The organism is Opitutaceae bacterium (assembly GCA_015075305.1).
Classification (GTDB): domain Bacteria; phylum Verrucomicrobiota; class Verrucomicrobiia; order Opitutales; family Opitutaceae; genus UBA6669.
Genome location: JABTUS010000001.1, coordinates 888,146 through 904,122, shown reverse-complemented (window position 1 = coordinate 904,122; position 15,977 = coordinate 888,146). Strand labels below are relative to the sequence as shown.

Here is a 15,977-nt window from a genome sequence, read left to right as displayed (position 1 = left end):
CGCATCGGCGATCCCAAAACCTCTAACGAAGCAGGCTAGGGGATACGTCCCTTAAACGAGTTCCCATTGAACCGCTATCCGCTTCAGGAGACTGTCAAATGAGCAACATCACCAAAGACCAAGTCATCGAATGGCTGTCCGGCCAGTCGATTCTCGACCTCGCCGCCCTCGTCAAGGATCTCGAAGGCAAGTGGGGAGTTTCCGCCGCCGCTGCCGTTGCAGCTGCGCCAGCGGGTGGAGCTGCGGCTCCGGCCGCCGCTGCTGCGGTTGAGCAGACGGAATTCACAATCGTTCTGGCTGAAGCCGGTGCGAACAAGATTGGCGTCATCAAGGAGGTCCGCGCGATCACCGGCCTCGGCCTGAAGGAAGCGAAGGACCTCGTTGACGGTGCGCCCAAACCGGTGAAGGAAAACGTGGCGAAGGCCGAAGCCGAGGAGATCAAGAAGAAGCTCGAGGCCGCCGGTGCCAAGGTTCAGCTAAAGTAAGAAGTTTGGCGTTAAACTCGCTCAATACCGCGATTTCTTCGGGACAGGCCGCACTTCAGCGTGGCCTGTCCTTTGCCTTTTTCGTAATATGTTCTTTGTTAGTCATGGCACTGGATCCGTCGACGAACCGGATCGTGCCTCTGAACACACGCATCTGAGTGTTTCCTTTCACTTGTAGCAGCTTTGTCATTCAACTCGGGAATTCCCATGGCCGATCGTAGCAATCACGCAGACCGCATTAACTTCGGAAAGCTTCGCGAAGTTATCCAGCCGCCCAATCTCATTGAGCTGCAAATCAGCTCCTATCTGGAGTACCTGCAGAAGGGCACTCCCGACAGGCAACGAAAGAACCAGGGACTGGAGGCTGTCTTTCGCGAGGTTTTTCCGATCGAGTCCTATGACGGGCGACTGGTGCTCGAGTATGTCTCCTATGCAATCGGTGAGCCGAAGAACAGCGAGATCGAGTGCATCCGGGATGGAATCACCTACTCTGTCCCGCTCTACGTGAAGCTTCGCCTCCGGGAGGAGGACTTCATCAAGGATGAGGAGATCTACATGGGCGAAATCCCCATGGTGACGGAGCGCGGCTCCTTCATCATCAACGGCGCCGAACGCGTGGTGGTCTCCCAGCTCCACCGGTCCCCGGGCATCGCGTTCGAGGTCACACCGCATCCGAACGGCAAGCTGCTCCATTCGTTCCGCATCATTCCCGACCGGGGCACCTGGCTCGAGGTCCAGTTCGACAACAATGACCTCCTTTACGTCTATCTCGATCGCCGTCGCCGCCGCAGGAAGTTTCTCATCACGACGCTGCTGCGCGCAGTGGGATACAGCGCGGACATCGACATCCTGAATCTCTTCTACGAGATCCAGGAGCTCAAGGTCTCCAAGGCGCTCGACATGGAGAACGTCAGCACCCTGGTGCTCGTCGAAGATGCAATTGACGCCCAGCAGGGCGTCGTGCTCGCACGCGCCTTTGAACCGTTGACCAAGGCGATTGTCCGCACGTTCGAGAAACATGACATCAATGCAATCCGCGTGATCGACACCGCGGCCGACGAAGGCGCGATCATCCGCGCGCTCAAGAAGGATCCCACGCGCAATGAGGAGGAGGCCCTCAAGGAGATCTACAAGCGCCTGCGCCCGGGCGAGCCTCCGACGACCGCCAATGCCAAGGCCCTGCTGAAGCGCCTGTTCTTCGATCCGAAGCGCTACGATCTCGGTCGTGTGGGCCGCTACAAGGTCAATCAGAAGCTCGGACTCAAGGTCGACCTCGAACAGCGGATTCTCGAGGCTGGTGACGTCGTGGGTGCGACGAAGTATCTGGTTCGTCTCAAGCGCGGCGAGGGGGTGGTGGATGACATCGACCACCTCGGTTCCCGTCGCGTTCGCACAGTTGGCGAACTTCTCGCCAACCAGTGCCGCGTGGGTCTTGCCCGCACGGAGAGACTGGTGCGCGAGCGCATGACAATGTACGATCAGAGCGTCGACTCGATCACGCCGCAGAAGCTGATCAATCCAAAGGCTCTCACGACAGTCATCCGCGATTTCTTCGCGCGTTCCCAGCTTTCCCAGTTCATGGATCAGATCAATCCGCTGGCCGAGGTGACGCACAAGCGGCGTCTCTCCGCCCTCGGACCCGGGGGGCTCAATCGCGACCGCGCTGGCTTTGAGGTGCGCGACGTTCATCCCTCCCACTACGGGCGGATCTGCCCGATCGAAACACCTGAAGGACCGAACATCGGTCTCATCAACTCGCTGTCCACCTATGCACGCGTCAACGAATTCGGGTTCATCGAGTCGCCCTATCGCGTGGTGAAGGATGGACGCGCCACGGACAAGATCGACTATCTCACAGCCGACCAGGAGGAGGGCAAGGTGATCGCGCAGGCGAATGCCGAGATCGATGACAAGGGCAACTTTGTCGGCAAGGTCACCGTTCGTCAGGACGGCAACTTCCTCGAGGTTCCGGCAAGTGAAGTCCACCTGATGGATGTGTCTCCAAAGCAGGTCATCTCGATCGCAGCCGGCATGATTCCGTTCCTTGAGCACGACGATGCGAATCGTGCGCTCATGGGTGCGAACATGCAGCGCCAGGGTGTGCCGTTGCTTCAGGCTGAGGCACCCTTTGTCGGAACCGGGATCGAGGAGCGTGTCGCACGCGACTCAAAGATCGTCGTCGTGGCGGAGGATTCCGGAATAGTCGCATCCGTCGATGCGAAGCGCATTGTCACGACGCGCGACGGAGAGATTCCAAAAAATTTCGACAAGCATCCCAAGAGCGATTCCAAAAACGGCGTGGCCGTCTATGAGCTGCGCAAGTTCATGCGATCGAACGCGGGCACCTGCTTCAACCAGAAGCCGATCGTCAGGAAGGGGCAGAAGGTCAAGGTGGGCGACGTCATTGCCGACGGACCGTCCACCGACAAGGGCGAGATGGCTCTCGGCCGAAACGTGCTCGTCGCCTTCATGCCGTGGAACGGCTACAACTTCGAGGACGCGATCCTGATTTCGGAGAAGGTGCTGAAGGAGGACATCTTCACTTCGATCCATATCCAGGAGTTCGAGGTAACCGCGCGCGACACCAAGCTTGGCCCCGAGGAAATCACTCGAGACATTCCGAATGTGGGCGAAGAGGCCCTCAAGAATCTCGATCACAACGGTGTCATCCGCATTGGCGCCGAGGTGAAGCCGGGGGACATCCTTGTCGGCAAGATCACTCCGAAATCCGAGACTGAACTCGCTCCCGAGGAAAAGCTCCTCCGTGCGATCTTCGGCGAAAAAGCCGCTGACGTGAAGGACACGTCGCTGGTGGTGCCTTCGGGCGTTTCCGGCATCATCATGGACGTCAAGGTCTCCTCGCGGATCGACAATCAGCAGGAGAAGCTTTCGCCATCCGACCGCCGCCGCCAGATCAAGCAGATCCAGGAGGACTACAAGACGGAGATGGACAAGCTTCGCGAGTCCCTCACCGAGGCGCTCTCCAACATACTGCTTGGTGAGAAAATTCCGCTCGACGTGGTCAATGGGCAGACGGGTGAAATCATCATCCCGGCGAACCGCAAGATCACCAAGACGCTGCTTCGCAAGCTCGCCGCAGTCTCCAAGCACGTCGAGATCGATCCGTCGCCGGTTCGAATCAAGATCATGGAGATCATCGGTTCCTATCAGGGCAAGTTTGACGAGCTCGAGGGCGACCGCGAACGCAAGATCCAAGGCGTGGAGGCGGGTGAGGACTCCGGAACCGGCGCGATCAAGCAGGTGAAGGTCTACATCGCCACGAAGCAGAAGCTCGAGGTCGGTGACAAGATGGCGGGTCGCCACGGAAACAAGGGCGTCGTCGCCAAGATCGTTCCGGAAGAGGACATGCCGTTCCTGCCGGATGGCACGGCGGTTGAAATCTGCCTGAATCCCCTGGGCGTGCCATCGCGCATGAACGTGGGGCAGGTCCTCGAAACCCATCTGGGCTGGGCATGCAAGAAGCTCGGAATCAAGGTGGCGACTCCGGTGTTCGACGGCATCCCCGAGAAGAAGGTGCGCGACTACCTGAAGCAGGGCGGCCTGCCGAACTCCGGGAAGAGCACGCTGTTCGATGGACGCACGGGCGAGAAAATCGACCAGGAGGTCGTGGTCGGCTACATCTACATGATGAAGCTCAACCACCTTGTGTCCCACAAGATCCATGCGCGTGCGGTCGGGCCCTACTCACTCGTCACGCAGCAGCCGCTTGGCGGCAAGGCGCAGTACGGCGGCCAGCGATTCGGCGAAATGGAGGTCTGGGCGCTCGAGGCCTATGGAGCCGCCCACACGCTTCAGGAACTGCTCACCGTCAAATCTGACGACGTGCAGGGCCGCACCAAGATCTACGAGTCACTCGTCAAGGGCGATAACACCCTGGTGGCCGGCACACCCGAGTCCTTCAACGTCCTCATCAAGGAAATCCAGTCACTGGGCCTCGACATCAAGCTCGCAAAGCGGGATGCGCTGGGTCTGGGCGCCTGATACGCACGAGTCCTTCGTGCAATCCATTCCATTTAATCAAATTCAAGGGAAAATCAAATGAGCATCCAACCAGCTGAAACCGCCGCCTCCAGCCGCGACGAGGTTCGTTCTGCGCTCGGTCTCGACGAGAATCAGTTCGACTGTGTTTCAATCACCGTCGCCTCTCCGGAAACAATCCGCGCATGGTCGAAGGGAGAGGTCAAGAATCCCGAAACGATCAATTACCGCACATTCAAGCCCGAGCCGGGTGGGCTTTTCTGCCAGAAGATCTTCGGTCCGGTTCGCGACTACGAGTGCGCCTGCGGAAAGTACAAGCGCATCAAGTACAAGGATGTGGTTTGTGACCGCTGCGGCGTCGAAGTGACCATCGCCCGCGTCCGGCGCGAGCGCATGGGCCACATCGAACTGGCGGTTCCCGTCGCCCACATCTGGTTCCTGAAGAGCATGCCAAGCCGTCTTGGCCTGCTGCTCGACATGACCGCCCGCTCCCTGGAGCGCGTCATTTACTATGAGAATTTCATGGTGATTGACCCGGGCAAGACCCCGCTCGAGCACAAACAGCTGCTCACCGACACGGAATATCGCCAGGCGCTCGATGAATACGGCGACGATTCATTTGTCGCCAAGATGGGTGCCGAGGCGGTGCGCGAGGCGCTGAAGGGAATGGATTTGCCGGCCACGGTGGCTGAACTCCAGGAGCAGATGCGCGCGACCCGTTCGAAGCAGATCAAGAAGAAGCTGTCAAAGCGCCTCAAGGTCATCCAGGGATTCATCCACTCCAAGTCACGCCCGGAATGGATGGTTCTGGAGGTGCTGCCGGTGATTCCTCCCGACCTGCGCCCGCTTGTTCCGCTTGAGGGCGGCCGTTTTGCGACGTCCGATCTCAACGATCTCTACCGCCGTGTGATCAACCGCAACAACCGTCTGCGGAATCTCATGCAGCTCAAGACGCCCGATGTGATCATTCACAACGAAAAGCGCATGCTGCAGGAGGCCGCGGATGCCCTCTTTGACAATGGCCGTCATGGCCGGCCGGTGACGGGTGCGGGCAATCGTCCGCTCAAGTCGCTTTCCGACATGCTCAAGGGCAAGCAGGGGCGTTTCCGCCAGAACCTTCTTGGCAAGCGCGTCGACTATTCGGGCCGTTCCGTCATCGTCATCGGACCGGAGCTCAAGCTGAACCAATGCGGCCTTCCCAAGAAGATGGCGCTTGTCCTTTTTGAGCCGTTCATCATCCGGCGCCTCAAGGAACTCGGCTTTGTCCACACGGTGCGTGGCGCCCGCAAGATGATTGAGAAGAAGTCGCCGGAGGTCTGGGACATCCTTGAGGAGGTTACCAAGGGGCATCCCGTGTTGCTCAACCGCGCACCAACCCTGCACCGTCTGTCGATCCAGGCCTTCGAGCCCGTCCTGATTGAGGGCGAGGCCATCCGTGTGCACCCGCTTGTCTGCACCGCCTACAATGCGGACTTCGACGGCGACCAGATGGCGGTGCATGTGCCGCTTTCGCTGGAAGCCGTGCTCGAGTGCAAGCTCCTGATGATGTCGACGAACAACATCTTCTCGCCATCGTCCGGTAAACCAATTCTCACGCCGTCACAGGACATCGTCCTGGGAGCGTATTACCTGACGATCGAACCCCGCAGGAAGCCGACCAAGGAGCAGCGCACGCCCCTTCTCAGCGGTCTGCAGGAGGTCCTTTACGCAAAGGCCGATGGCGCGCTTCGTGTGCATGACTGGGTCGACATTCCAAATCCGGACTTCGGCCGCGAGACCGTGTATGGAAATTCTGATAAGAAGGTTCTTCGTACGACAGTCGGACGCGTCATCTTCAACCAGCTCTGGCCGGCCGGACTAGGCTTTGTCAATTTCCCGGTGCCCAAGAGCAAGCTGGGCGATTTGATTCTGAACACCTACAAGGTGGCCGGCAACAGTGTCACGGTCGACATGCTTGACCGACTCAAGGAACTCGGCTTCCAGACCGCCTTTCAGGCCGGCATCTCGATTGGAATCGACGACATGATCATCCCGGAGGACAAGCGGGAGATCGTGGCGGATTCCCGCAGGAAGATCTCGGAAGTCGAAGGCCAGTTCAACAAGGGCATCATCACCGATGGCGAACGCTACAACAAGGTCGTCGACATCTGGACCGGTGCGACCGACAGGATTGCCAAGGCGGTGTTCTCCAAGCTTGAAAGCAACGAGGGGCGCAACGAGGTGAATCCCGTCTACATCATGATGGATTCCGGTGCCCGCGGAAACAAGCAGCAGGTCCGCCAGCTCTGCGGCACGCGCGGACTCATGGCCAAGCCGTCGGGAGAAATCATTGAACGCCCGATTCTGTCCTCGTTCCGCGAAGGCCTGACGGTTCTTGAGTATTTCATCTCCACGCACGGTGCGCGCAAGGGCCTGGCGGACACGGCACTGAAGACCGCCGACGCGGGCTACATGACACGCAAGCTGTGTGATGTCGCGATGGATGTCATCATCGCCGAGGACGATTCCGGATCGCGGGACGGCATCTGGAAGAAAGCCATCTATGAGGGTGACGATGAAATGGTTGGTCTGCGCGAACGCATAGTGGGTCGCTGCTCCAGCGACGATGTCTTCAATCCATTGAATCCAGCGGAGCGACTGATTGGATCCGGCGAACTCATCACCGAGGAACTTGCAACAGCCATCGTCGAGTCAGGAATCGAGCGGGTGAAGGTCATGTCCCCGCTGACGTCGATCAGCCCTCATGGCATCGATGCACGCAGCTACGGCATCAATCCCGCGACGAATCGCATGGCGAAGATCGGCGACTCTGTCGGGATCATCGCGGCGCAGTCCATCGGCGAGCCGGGAACCCAGCTCACGATGCGTACGTTCCATATTGGCGGCGTTGCGTCAGGCGGATTCAAGACTCCCGAAATCCGCGTCCGGTCGGCTGGCATCATCAAGTATCGTGGCCTGCGCCTGGTGCAGACCGCTGACGGAGGCAACATCGTGCTCAACAAGACGGGCTCGATCGTCCTGTTGGACTCCGACCAGAAGGAGCTGGAATCGCACAATATCGTTGTGGGATCCTTCCTCCATGTTGGAGATGGCGAGGAAATTGAAAAAGGAGCCCTGCTGGCACAATGGGATCCATACAACGTGCCTGTGCTTTCCGAAAAGGGAGGCACGCTGGTGTTCAAGGACATGATTCCAGGCGTCACGGTAAAGCGCGAACTTGACGAATCGTCCGGTCGCATTGCCACCGTGGTCATCGAACACAAGGAGGACCTCAATCCCCAGATTGAAGTCAGGGATGGTTCCAATCGCCCGCTGGCCGCCTATTCCATTCCGGTTGGCGCGCAGATCGTGGTGAACGAGGCTGATGTCATCGCTCCCGGTGCACTCCTTGCCAAGACGCCGCGCCAGGCATCCAAGACCAAGGATATCACCGGTGGTCTGCCACGAGTTGCGGAACTCTTCGAGGCGCGACGCCCCAAGGATGCCGCCGAGATGGCGCGCATCGATGGCATCGTTTCCTTCGAGGGAACCGTTCGCGGCAAGCGCAAGCTCGTCGTCAAGAATGATGAAACCGCTCAGGAAGAAGAGCACCTTATTCAGACGGGCAAACAGATCATCGTGCAGCCCGGCGATGTTGTTCACAAGGGGCAGCACCTGACTGAAGGCTCTGCTGATCCGCACGAGATCCTTGAAATCCTCGGACCCAGTGCATTGTACGATTTTCTAATCGCACAGGTTCAGGGTGTCTATCGGTTGCAGGGTGTGACCATCAACGACAAGCACATCGAGATCATCATTCGCCAGATGTTGAGAAAGGTTCGCATAACCGATCCCGGTGACAGCGAATACTTCTGGGGCGAACAGGTGGATCGGGCTGCGTTCCTAGCCAACAACAGGCGGATCGAGGAGGCCGGCGGAAAGCCAGCCGAGGCTGAGCCAATCCTGCTTGGCATCACCAAGGCTTCGCTTGAAACGGAATCCTTCATTTCAGCGGCATCGTTCCAAGAAACGACGAGGGTCCTAACGGACGCTTCGACGCTGGGGAAGGTCGACATGTTGAAGGGCTTCAAGGAAAACGTCATCATGGGTCACCTGATTCCTGCTGGCACAGGGTTGCCTACCTACAAGCAACTCCGTATCAGCCTCCCATTCGGCGAGGAGTCTGTCTCCACCGAAAGCCCGGCTGCAGTTTTGGAAGAAGCGGTGGCCGCGCCCGCAGCGACTTCAGCCTGATCCTGATTGCTGAGTGCTAACTCTCTAACCGCAACCCATTTGGGTTGCGGTTTTTTGTTACTTTCAATCGAGAAACGGCGAAATTAGGTCTTGCGAGTTTCCGGTATCGGCACTCTACTTTACATCCCTCCCGCCAAAATAGCCTGTTGAGCCTAGCTCCGGGCTATTATTCGCCCGGTCTTTCGAGACCGGGCGATTTTCTTATTGACTGTGATTGCGACGCTGGCCGCGCCATGGAGACGAATGGAAGCTTGAGTCTCCAATGGAGGGCAGGGAATACCCCCCGCCGACATTGATGTTTTTGATGGATTCGCCAAGGTGCTTTTTTGAGGTGATTCGGCCAATTTTCAGAGGGAGCGAGAGTTTCTTTTAGATTCTTCTTGCCGCATCTGTCCGCGTTGGTACGTTCCGCGTCTTTTCGCCATTTCCGAGACCATCAATCTAGTATGCCGACCATCAACCAACTCGTGCGCAAAGGCCGCCGGAACATCCGTGTGAAGTCCAAGTCGCCGGCCCTGGATGGGAATCCTTTCCGTCGCGGTGTTTGTGTGCAGGTTATGACCCGCACTCCGAAGAAGCCCAATTCGGCCATCCGCAAGGTGGCCAAGGTCCGGCTTACCAATGGCAACGAGGTGATTTCTTACATCCCGGACGAGGGGCACAATCTGCAGGAGCACTCGATTGTGCTGATTCGCGGCGGCCGCGTGAAGGATTTGCCTGGTGTGCGCTACCATATTGTTCGCGGAACGCTTGATGCGACGGGTGTCGAGAAACGCCGTCGGAGTCGCTCAAAGTATGGTGTGAAACGCCCGAAGGCGGCGAAGAAATAACCCCGACAAGGAGAATTTAGACCATGTCACGTCGTCACAGAGCAGATAAGCGCGGCATTGAGCCGGACATTCGCTACAAGAGCCCCTTGGTTGCGCACCTCGTCAATGTCATCATGAAAAGCGGGAAGAAGAATCTCGCTGAGCGCATTGTTTACGGTGCCTTTGAGAAGGTTTCCGAGAAGCTTGAGAAGGGTGATCCCGTCGATCTGCTGATCGGCGCCATGGAGAACGCCCGCCCGCGTCTCGAGGTCAAGAGCCGCCGGGTCGGTGGAGCGACCTATCAGGTGCCCATCGAAATTTCGTTCGAACGCCAGGAGAGCCTTGCCCTGCGCTGGCTGGTATCCGCTGCCGGGACACGCAAGGGTGTGCCGATGCGCGATGCCCTGGCGGCCGAGATCGTCGACGCCTACAACAACACGGGTTCGGTTGTGAAGAAGAAGGAAGACACGCACAAGATGGCCCAGGCCAACCGAGCGTTTGCCCACCTGAGGTGGTAAGGACCAAGAGCATGTCATCGCAGATCAGCATCGGTGTCGTCACCGACAAGAACAAGGTTTCACCTGCCAACGCACGCGAGCGGTCCTTCCCGCTGGAGTGGACGCGCAATATCGGCATCGCCGCCCACATTGATGCCGGCAAGACCACCACGAGCGAGCGCATCCTCTTTTATTCCGGCGCGGTCCACAAGATGGGCGAGGTGCATGAAGGCACCGCGGTGACCGACTGGATGGAGCAGGAGCGCGAGCGCGGCATCACGATCACTGCTGCAGCCATTTCGTGCGCCTGGAACGCCTCCTACGGTCCCTGGAAGGGAATCAAGCAGCGCATCAATATCATCGATACCCCCGGTCACGTCGATTTCACCGCAGAGGTGGAGCGCTCCATGCGTGTGCTCGACGGCGCGATTGCGGTTTTCTGCGCGGTCGCCGGCGTGCAGCCGCAGTCCGAGACTGTCTGGCGCCAGGCCAACAAGTACGGCGTCCCGCGAATTGCATTCGTCAACAAGATGGATCGCACCGGCGCGAATTTTTTCCGGGCCATCGACGAGATGCGCGAGAAGCTGAAGGCCAACGCACATCCCCTCTATATTCCCATCGGCAAGGAGGAAAATTTCAACGGGGTCATCGATCTCGTGCAGAACCTGGCGTACGTGTTTGCCGACACAACCGACGAGCTTGGCATGGTTCCGGTCACTTCGCCCATTCCCGCTGAATATGCGGACGAGGCGAAAAAGTACCGCGAGCGCCTGATCGAGGCGGTTTCCGATTTCGACGACGTCATTGCCTCCAAGTATCTAGAAGGACAGGAGATCGAGACCGAAGAGCTCATCATTGCCGTTCGCAGGGCAACCTGCTCGATGAAGTTTACGGGTGTCGTCCCCGGTTCTGCCTTCAAGAAAAAGGGCATCCAGCGCCTGCTCGATTGCGTCGTCAACTACCTGCCGGACCCGATCGATGTTCCACCGATGAAGGGTCAGGACAGCGATGGCAACGAGGTCGAGGCGACTGTCGACGACAAGGGCAAGCTGGCTGGTCTCGCGTTCAAACTCTGGACCGATCCCTTTGTCGGCAAGCTCGTGTTCTACCGTGTTTACACCGGAAAGGTCACCAAGGGCATGTCCCTCTACAATCCACGCACCCGCCGCTCCGAGCGAGTCTCCAGACTTGTGCTCATGCGCGCGATGGATCGCGAGGAAATCGATGCCGCCTATTCTGGCGACATCTGCGCGCTCGTGGGCGTGAAAGATGTCATCACCGGCGATACGCTTTGCGATGAGGACTACGACATCCGGCTTGAGCCGCCGTCGTTCCCGGAGCCCGTCATCGCGATGTCAATCGAGCCGAACTCGAAGAGTGACCAGGAGAAGCTTGGCACAGCGCTTCAGCGGCTGGTGGCCGAGGACCCGACGCTTAGAGTAAAGACCGATACCGACACGGGTCAGACCATCCTTGCGGGCATGGGTGAACTTCACCTTGAAATCATCGTCGACCGAATGAAGCGCGAGTTCAAGGTCGAGGCGACCGTTGGAAAGCCGCAGATCGCCTATCGCGAGACTGTCACGGTTCCGGCGCAGGGCGAAGGGAAGTTCATCCGTCAATCCGGCGGCAAGGGACAGTATGGCCATGTCGTCGTGAAGATTGAGCCCAACGAAAAGGGCAAGGGTGTCGAGGTCGTCAACGAGATCGTTGGCGGCGTTATCCCGAAGGAATTCATCAAGCCGTCGACCGAAGGCATTCTCGAGGGCGCAAACAATGGTGTTGTCGCCGGCTACCCGGTCGTCGACGTCATTGTTCGCATCATCGACGGTTCGTTCCACGAGGTCGATTCTTCCGAGCTGGCATTCAAGATGGCCGGCATCTTTGCCTTCAAGGAGGCGATGAGGCAGGCCAAGCCGATCCTTCTCGAGCCGATCATGGGTGTCGAACTGACGACGCCGGATGAATACCAGGGAGACCTGATGGGCGACATCAATCGCCGCCGCGGTCAGATTCAGGGCATGGAAAACAAGAACGGTGCCTGCATCGTATCCGCGAATGTGCCGCTCGAATCCCTCTTTGGTTACGTCACCGACATCCGTTCCCTCTCCAAGGGTCGGGCGAGCGCGTCCATTACACCGTCGCATTTTGAGCAAGTTCCAAACTCGCTCCTCACCAAGATCGTGGAGTCGTCTGTCAAGGCTCCCGCTCGTACTTAATTTCAGCATCATTTGCCATGAAAGGCCAACGCATCCGCATCAAGCTTCAGGGTTTCGACTATCGAGTCATCGACCAGTCCGCCCTTGAGATCGTTGAGACCGCCAAGCGCTCAGGCGCACGCGTCTCAGGCCCCATTCCTTTGCCCACACGCATCGACAAGCTGTCCGTCAACCGCTCGCCGCATGTGGACAAGAAGTCGATGGAGCAGTTTGAGACTCGCACTCACAAGCGTCTCATCGATATCATCGAACCAACCGCGCAGACGGTGGATGAGCTCAAGAAGCTCAACCTGCCTTCCGGCGTGGATATCACCATCAACGTTTAATCTGCGCCCGGCAGAATCAACCAACAGTTTAGCGGCCACTCCGGTGCCAAGCCGGAATCGCTAATGTAGGCAACTTAAACGGAAATTTTCCACCTACCGCTTAGCCCATGTCGATCAGTACACTCATCGGTAAAAAACTCGGAATGACGCAGGTCTACGACGCCCAAAACGTCCTGGTCCCCGTCACCGTGGTTGAAGCTGGACCCTGTGCCGTGGTCCAGATCAAGACCCAGGAGGCAGACGGTTATCATGCCGTCCAACTGGGCTTCTCCCAGCAGAAGGAGAAGAACGCATCCAAAGCCGAGCTCGGTCATGCAAAGAAGGCCGGCCTTGCTTCTGCCCCGCGTGTCCTTGGCGAGGTTCGCCTGGCGGAAAGGACCTCCCTCAAGCAGGGTGACGTCATTACAGTCGAAACCTTCAAGGAAGGCCAGTTTGTCGATGTGACAGGCATCACCAAGGGCAAGGGCTTTCAGGGAGTGGTTCGTCGCTGGCGCGTCGCCGGCGGTCCGGCCTCGCACGGGTCCATGTTTCATCGCCGCATCGGTTCCATCGGCATGAGACAGACACCCGGTCGCTCCTGGAAGAACCAGGCAATGCCCGGCCACATGGGCACTGAGCGCCGCACGGTTCAGAATCTGCGCATCGTCAAGGTGCTTCCCGAAAAGAACATTCTTCTCGTGAAAGGCGCCATTCCGGGTGCCAACGGCGATGACGTCATCGTGCGCACCGCAATCAAGGGCCAGCCGAAAGCGAGCGCCTAACCTTCGATCATCCCATAGCAATGAAGCTGAAAGTTTACAGTTCAGACGGCACCACATCCCGCGAACAGGACTTCCCCAATCTCCCGGTTTTTGAGGGAGACAAGGGTGTTCAGGCCGTCAAGGAAGTCATAGTTGCCATCCGCGCCAATCAGCGGCAGGGCACTCGTTCGACAAAGACCCGCGGTGAGGTTTCCGGAGGCGGAAAAAAGCCGTGGAGACAGAAGGGCACCGGGCGCGCACGTGCCGGATCCATTCGCTCGCCACTCTGGGTGGGCGGTGGAGTGGTGTTTGGTCCGCGTCCGCGCGACTTTTCGAAGAAGATCAACAGCAAGGTCAGGGATCTTGCCTTCAGCCGCGCCCTGTACGATCGCGCCGCGGCGGGAGAACTCGTTGTCATCGACAGTGTCTCGTTTCCCACGGCGAAGACCCGGACCGCCAGCGAGGTCGTCAAACGCATCGAGCCAAAGGGCAGGCTTCTGCTCGTCGATGCGCCGTTTGCGCCCGAGAGTGCGCGCGCCGCACGCAACCTGGCCCGCGTTTCGCTTCAGGAGGCTTCGAAGCTCAACACGCTCGATCTGGCACATTACAAGAAAATCATCCTCAGCGCGGCGGCCATGGATGCCGTCCTCGCCCGCGTTAAGGGGGCTCAGAACTAAGATGAACTCTCATTCGATTCTCAAAGTTGTCCGTTTGACGGAAAAGGCCACGAAGGCATCCTCCGATCTTGGGCAGTACACGTTCGAGGTGTACCCGGATGCCACCAAGGGCGCGGTGAGGAGTGCCGTCGAGCAGGCTTTCAAGGTCAGCGTAACCCGCGTTAACATCCAGAACTACAGCGGAAAGAACAAACGCGGCCGTTCGGGCAGGCCCGGCAGGACCTCCGATTTCAAGAAGGCCATCGTGACGCTCAAGGCCGGCGACAAGATCGAACTCGTCTGATCGCGAACCTCCATCAGGAGAAACATCCCATGGCACTGAAACCCTTTCGTCCACTCACACCATCCCAGCGCTTCACCCTGCTCAATCGGAATCCCTCCCTGAGCAAGAAGCGTCCGGAGCGTGCACTCACCGAACCAAAGCCGAAGACCGGCGGGCGCAATGTCTACGGTCGGATCACGTCGCGCCGCCGGGGAGGCGGCCACAAGCAGCTCTACCGGATCATTGACTTCCGGCGCAGCGACAAGCTCGACGTGCCCGCCAAGGTGATCGCCCTTGAATACGATCCCAATCGCACCGCCCACATTGCGCTGGTCCAGTATCAGGATGCCGGTGCGGAAAAGCGTTACATCATCGCCCCGCTCTCCCTCGAGGTTGGGACGACCATTGTCGCGGCGAGCAAGGCTACGACAAACGACTTCCTGGTTGGAAACAACTTCCCGCTCGAACTGATTCCGCCGGCGACCAAGCTGCATTGCGTGGAGCTCTATCCGGGCCGGGGCGCGCAGCTCGGACGGACTGCCGGCACATCGATCGAGCTGGTGGCGGTCGACGATGGCGTCGCACAGCTCAAGATGCCGTCGGGGGAAATCCGCATGGTGAATGCCCGCTGCCGGGCCACCATCGGGGAGGTCGGCAATGCCGATCACACCAACGAGTCGCTCGGCAAGGCCGGTCGCAATCGCTGGCTTGGGCGCCGCCCGCGCGTCCGTGGCATGGCCATGAATCCTGTTGACCACCCCAATGGCGGTGGACAGGGCAAGTCAAAGGGTGGTGGCGGTCGCCAGCACTTGGTGTCCCCCTGGGGTCAGTTGGCGAAGGGCTTTCCCACGCGCCGTCGGTCAAAACCGACGAGCTCCCAGATTCTGGTTCGTCACAACGGCCGTCCGCCGCGCAACAAGAAGTAATCCAATCCAGCTACCTTCGCTACCATGGCCCGTTCCATCAAAAAAGGCTTCTTCGTAGACTATCACCTCTCGGAGAAAGTCGAAAAAGCGCAGAAATCCGGCTCACACAAGAAGCCGATCCAGACCTGGTCCCGCCGATCCACGATCACCCCCGACTTTGTCGGGCTTACGTTCAATGTTCATAACGGAAAGGCGTTTGTCGCCGTTTACGTGACTGAGAACATGGTGGGTCACAAGCTTGGCGAATTTGCCCCCACACGTGTCTTCAAGGCGCACGGTGGCATGACCCGGAAGGAAATCTAAGCCCGTTTCCTGGTGAGAGCCGCCCGCCAGCCCGGCCGGCTGACACCAGCAGAATCAAACTTCAATCATCAATCGAACAAAGGGCAGAGGAGTCCGCTCCACGCAACTCCCGCTGTCGCCCTCGCAGGACGAGGGAATCCACATTGTCATCATGGAAGTTCAAGCCATCACCCGCTACGCTCGCATGTCACCCAAGAAGGTGCGCGAGGTGGCCCGTACCATTCAGGGGCGCACTGCTCCTGACGCCGTCGACCTTCTCGGCGTGATCCCGCGCAAGAGCGCCCGCCTCATCGCAAAGACGCTGAAGAGCGCGATCGCGAACGCGGAAAACAACAACAATCTCTCGGCTGATGCGTTGATCGTGAAATCCGCGATTGTCGACCAGGGCCCCGTGCTCAAGCGATTCAAGGCCGGTGCCCGCGGCACAGCGATGCCGCGCCGGAAGAAGATGTCCCACATTACCATCGTCCTCACCGACGGAGACGCCAACTAACACACACC

At 58.8% G+C, this 15,977-nt stretch carries 13 protein-coding genes; all 13 read left to right on the top strand.

Annotated elements, in window-relative coordinates; translation table 11 throughout:
• The first annotated feature begins 107 nt into the window (after window positions 1–107).
• Window positions 108–485: a 50S ribosomal protein L7/L12 gene (rplL, locus tag HS122_03795; protein ID MBE7537518.1), complete on the top strand. Its 378-nt coding sequence runs from the start codon at window positions 108–110 to the stop codon at window positions 483–485.
• Window positions 486–692: 207 nt separating this feature from the next.
• Window positions 693–4,487 carry a DNA-directed RNA polymerase subunit beta gene (gene rpoB, locus HS122_03790; GenBank protein ID MBE7537517.1) on the top strand — a complete coding sequence of 1,265 codons (3,795 nt, stop codon included), beginning with the start codon at window positions 693–695 and terminating at the stop codon, window positions 4,485–4,487.
• A gap of 57 nt (window positions 4,488–4,544) precedes the next feature.
• On the top strand, window positions 4,545–8,717 hold the full coding sequence (gene rpoC / locus HS122_03785) for a DNA-directed RNA polymerase subunit beta' (protein ID MBE7537516.1): 4,173 nt from the start codon (window positions 4,545–4,547) through the stop codon (window positions 8,715–8,717).
• A 446-nt stretch (window positions 8,718–9,163) separates the two neighbouring features.
• The gene (locus HS122_03780; GenBank protein ID MBE7537515.1) at window positions 9,164–9,547 is read left to right on the top strand and encodes a 30S ribosomal protein S12; all 384 of its coding nucleotides are present in this window, start codon (window positions 9,164–9,166) and stop codon (window positions 9,545–9,547) included.
• Window positions 9,548–9,570: 23 nt separating this feature from the next.
• A complete protein-coding gene (gene rpsG, locus HS122_03775; GenBank protein MBE7537514.1) occupies window positions 9,571–10,044 on the top strand; it encodes a 30S ribosomal protein S7 in 474 nt (157 codons plus the stop codon).
• A gap of 11 nt (window positions 10,045–10,055) precedes the next feature.
• Window positions 10,056–12,242, top strand: coding sequence for an elongation factor G (gene fusA / locus HS122_03770; GenBank protein ID MBE7537513.1), 2,187 nt, complete (start codon window positions 10,056–10,058; stop codon window positions 12,240–12,242).
• Window positions 12,243–12,259: 17 nt separating this feature from the next.
• Window positions 12,260–12,568, top strand: coding sequence for a 30S ribosomal protein S10 (gene rpsJ, locus HS122_03765; protein ID MBE7537512.1), 309 nt, complete (start codon window positions 12,260–12,262; stop codon window positions 12,566–12,568).
• Between the two features lie 107 nt (window positions 12,569–12,675).
• Complete coding sequence (gene rplC / locus HS122_03760; GenBank protein ID MBE7537511.1) at window positions 12,676–13,329, top strand: 50S ribosomal protein L3; 654 nt, start codon at window positions 12,676–12,678, stop codon at window positions 13,327–13,329.
• Between the two features lie 20 nt (window positions 13,330–13,349).
• Window positions 13,350–13,985 carry a 50S ribosomal protein L4 gene (rplD, locus tag HS122_03755; GenBank protein ID MBE7537510.1) on the top strand — a complete coding sequence of 212 codons (636 nt, stop codon included), beginning with the start codon at window positions 13,350–13,352 and terminating at the stop codon, window positions 13,983–13,985.
• A gap of 1 nt (window position 13,986) precedes the next feature.
• A complete protein-coding gene (gene rplW, locus HS122_03750; protein ID MBE7537509.1) occupies window positions 13,987–14,268 on the top strand; it encodes a 50S ribosomal protein L23 in 282 nt (93 codons plus the stop codon).
• A 29-nt stretch (window positions 14,269–14,297) separates the two neighbouring features.
• Window positions 14,298–15,173, top strand: a complete 876-nt coding sequence (gene rplB, locus HS122_03745) for a 50S ribosomal protein L2 (GenBank protein ID MBE7537508.1) — start codon at window positions 14,298–14,300, stop codon at window positions 15,171–15,173.
• A gap of 24 nt (window positions 15,174–15,197) precedes the next feature.
• A complete protein-coding gene (gene rpsS / locus HS122_03740) occupies window positions 15,198–15,476 on the top strand; it encodes a 30S ribosomal protein S19 (protein MBE7537507.1) in 279 nt (92 codons plus the stop codon).
• Window positions 15,477–15,627: 151 nt separating this feature from the next.
• A complete protein-coding gene (gene rplV / locus HS122_03735; protein MBE7537506.1) occupies window positions 15,628–15,969 on the top strand; it encodes a 50S ribosomal protein L22 in 342 nt (113 codons plus the stop codon).
• Window positions 15,970–15,977 lie beyond the last annotated feature (8 nt).

Excerpts from the sequence above, each read along its gene's own strand:
- rpoB (MBE7537517.1), top strand. The coding sequence starts at position 693 with ATGGCCGATCGTAGCAATCACGCAGACCGCATTAACTTCGGAAAGCTT.
- rpoC (MBE7537516.1), top strand. The coding sequence starts at position 4,545 with ATGAGCATCCAACCAGCTGAAACCGCCGCCTCCAGCCGCGACGAGGTT.
- HS122_03780 (MBE7537515.1), top strand. The coding sequence starts at position 9,164 with ATGCCGACCATCAACCAACTCGTGCGCAAAGGCCGCCGGAACATCCGT.
- rpsG (MBE7537514.1), top strand. The coding sequence starts at position 9,571 with ATGTCACGTCGTCACAGAGCAGATAAGCGCGGCATTGAGCCGGACATT.
- fusA (MBE7537513.1), top strand. The coding sequence starts at position 10,056 with ATGTCATCGCAGATCAGCATCGGTGTCGTCACCGACAAGAACAAGGTT.
- rpsJ (MBE7537512.1), top strand. The coding sequence starts at position 12,260 with ATGAAAGGCCAACGCATCCGCATCAAGCTTCAGGGTTTCGACTATCGA.
- rplC (MBE7537511.1), top strand. The coding sequence starts at position 12,676 with ATGTCGATCAGTACACTCATCGGTAAAAAACTCGGAATGACGCAGGTC.
- rplD (MBE7537510.1), top strand. The coding sequence starts at position 13,350 with ATGAAGCTGAAAGTTTACAGTTCAGACGGCACCACATCCCGCGAACAG.
- rplW (MBE7537509.1), top strand. The coding sequence starts at position 13,987 with ATGAACTCTCATTCGATTCTCAAAGTTGTCCGTTTGACGGAAAAGGCC.
- rplB (MBE7537508.1), top strand. The coding sequence starts at position 14,298 with ATGGCACTGAAACCCTTTCGTCCACTCACACCATCCCAGCGCTTCACC.
- rpsS (MBE7537507.1), top strand. The coding sequence starts at position 15,198 with ATGGCCCGTTCCATCAAAAAAGGCTTCTTCGTAGACTATCACCTCTCG.
- rplV (MBE7537506.1), top strand. The coding sequence starts at position 15,628 with ATGGAAGTTCAAGCCATCACCCGCTACGCTCGCATGTCACCCAAGAAG.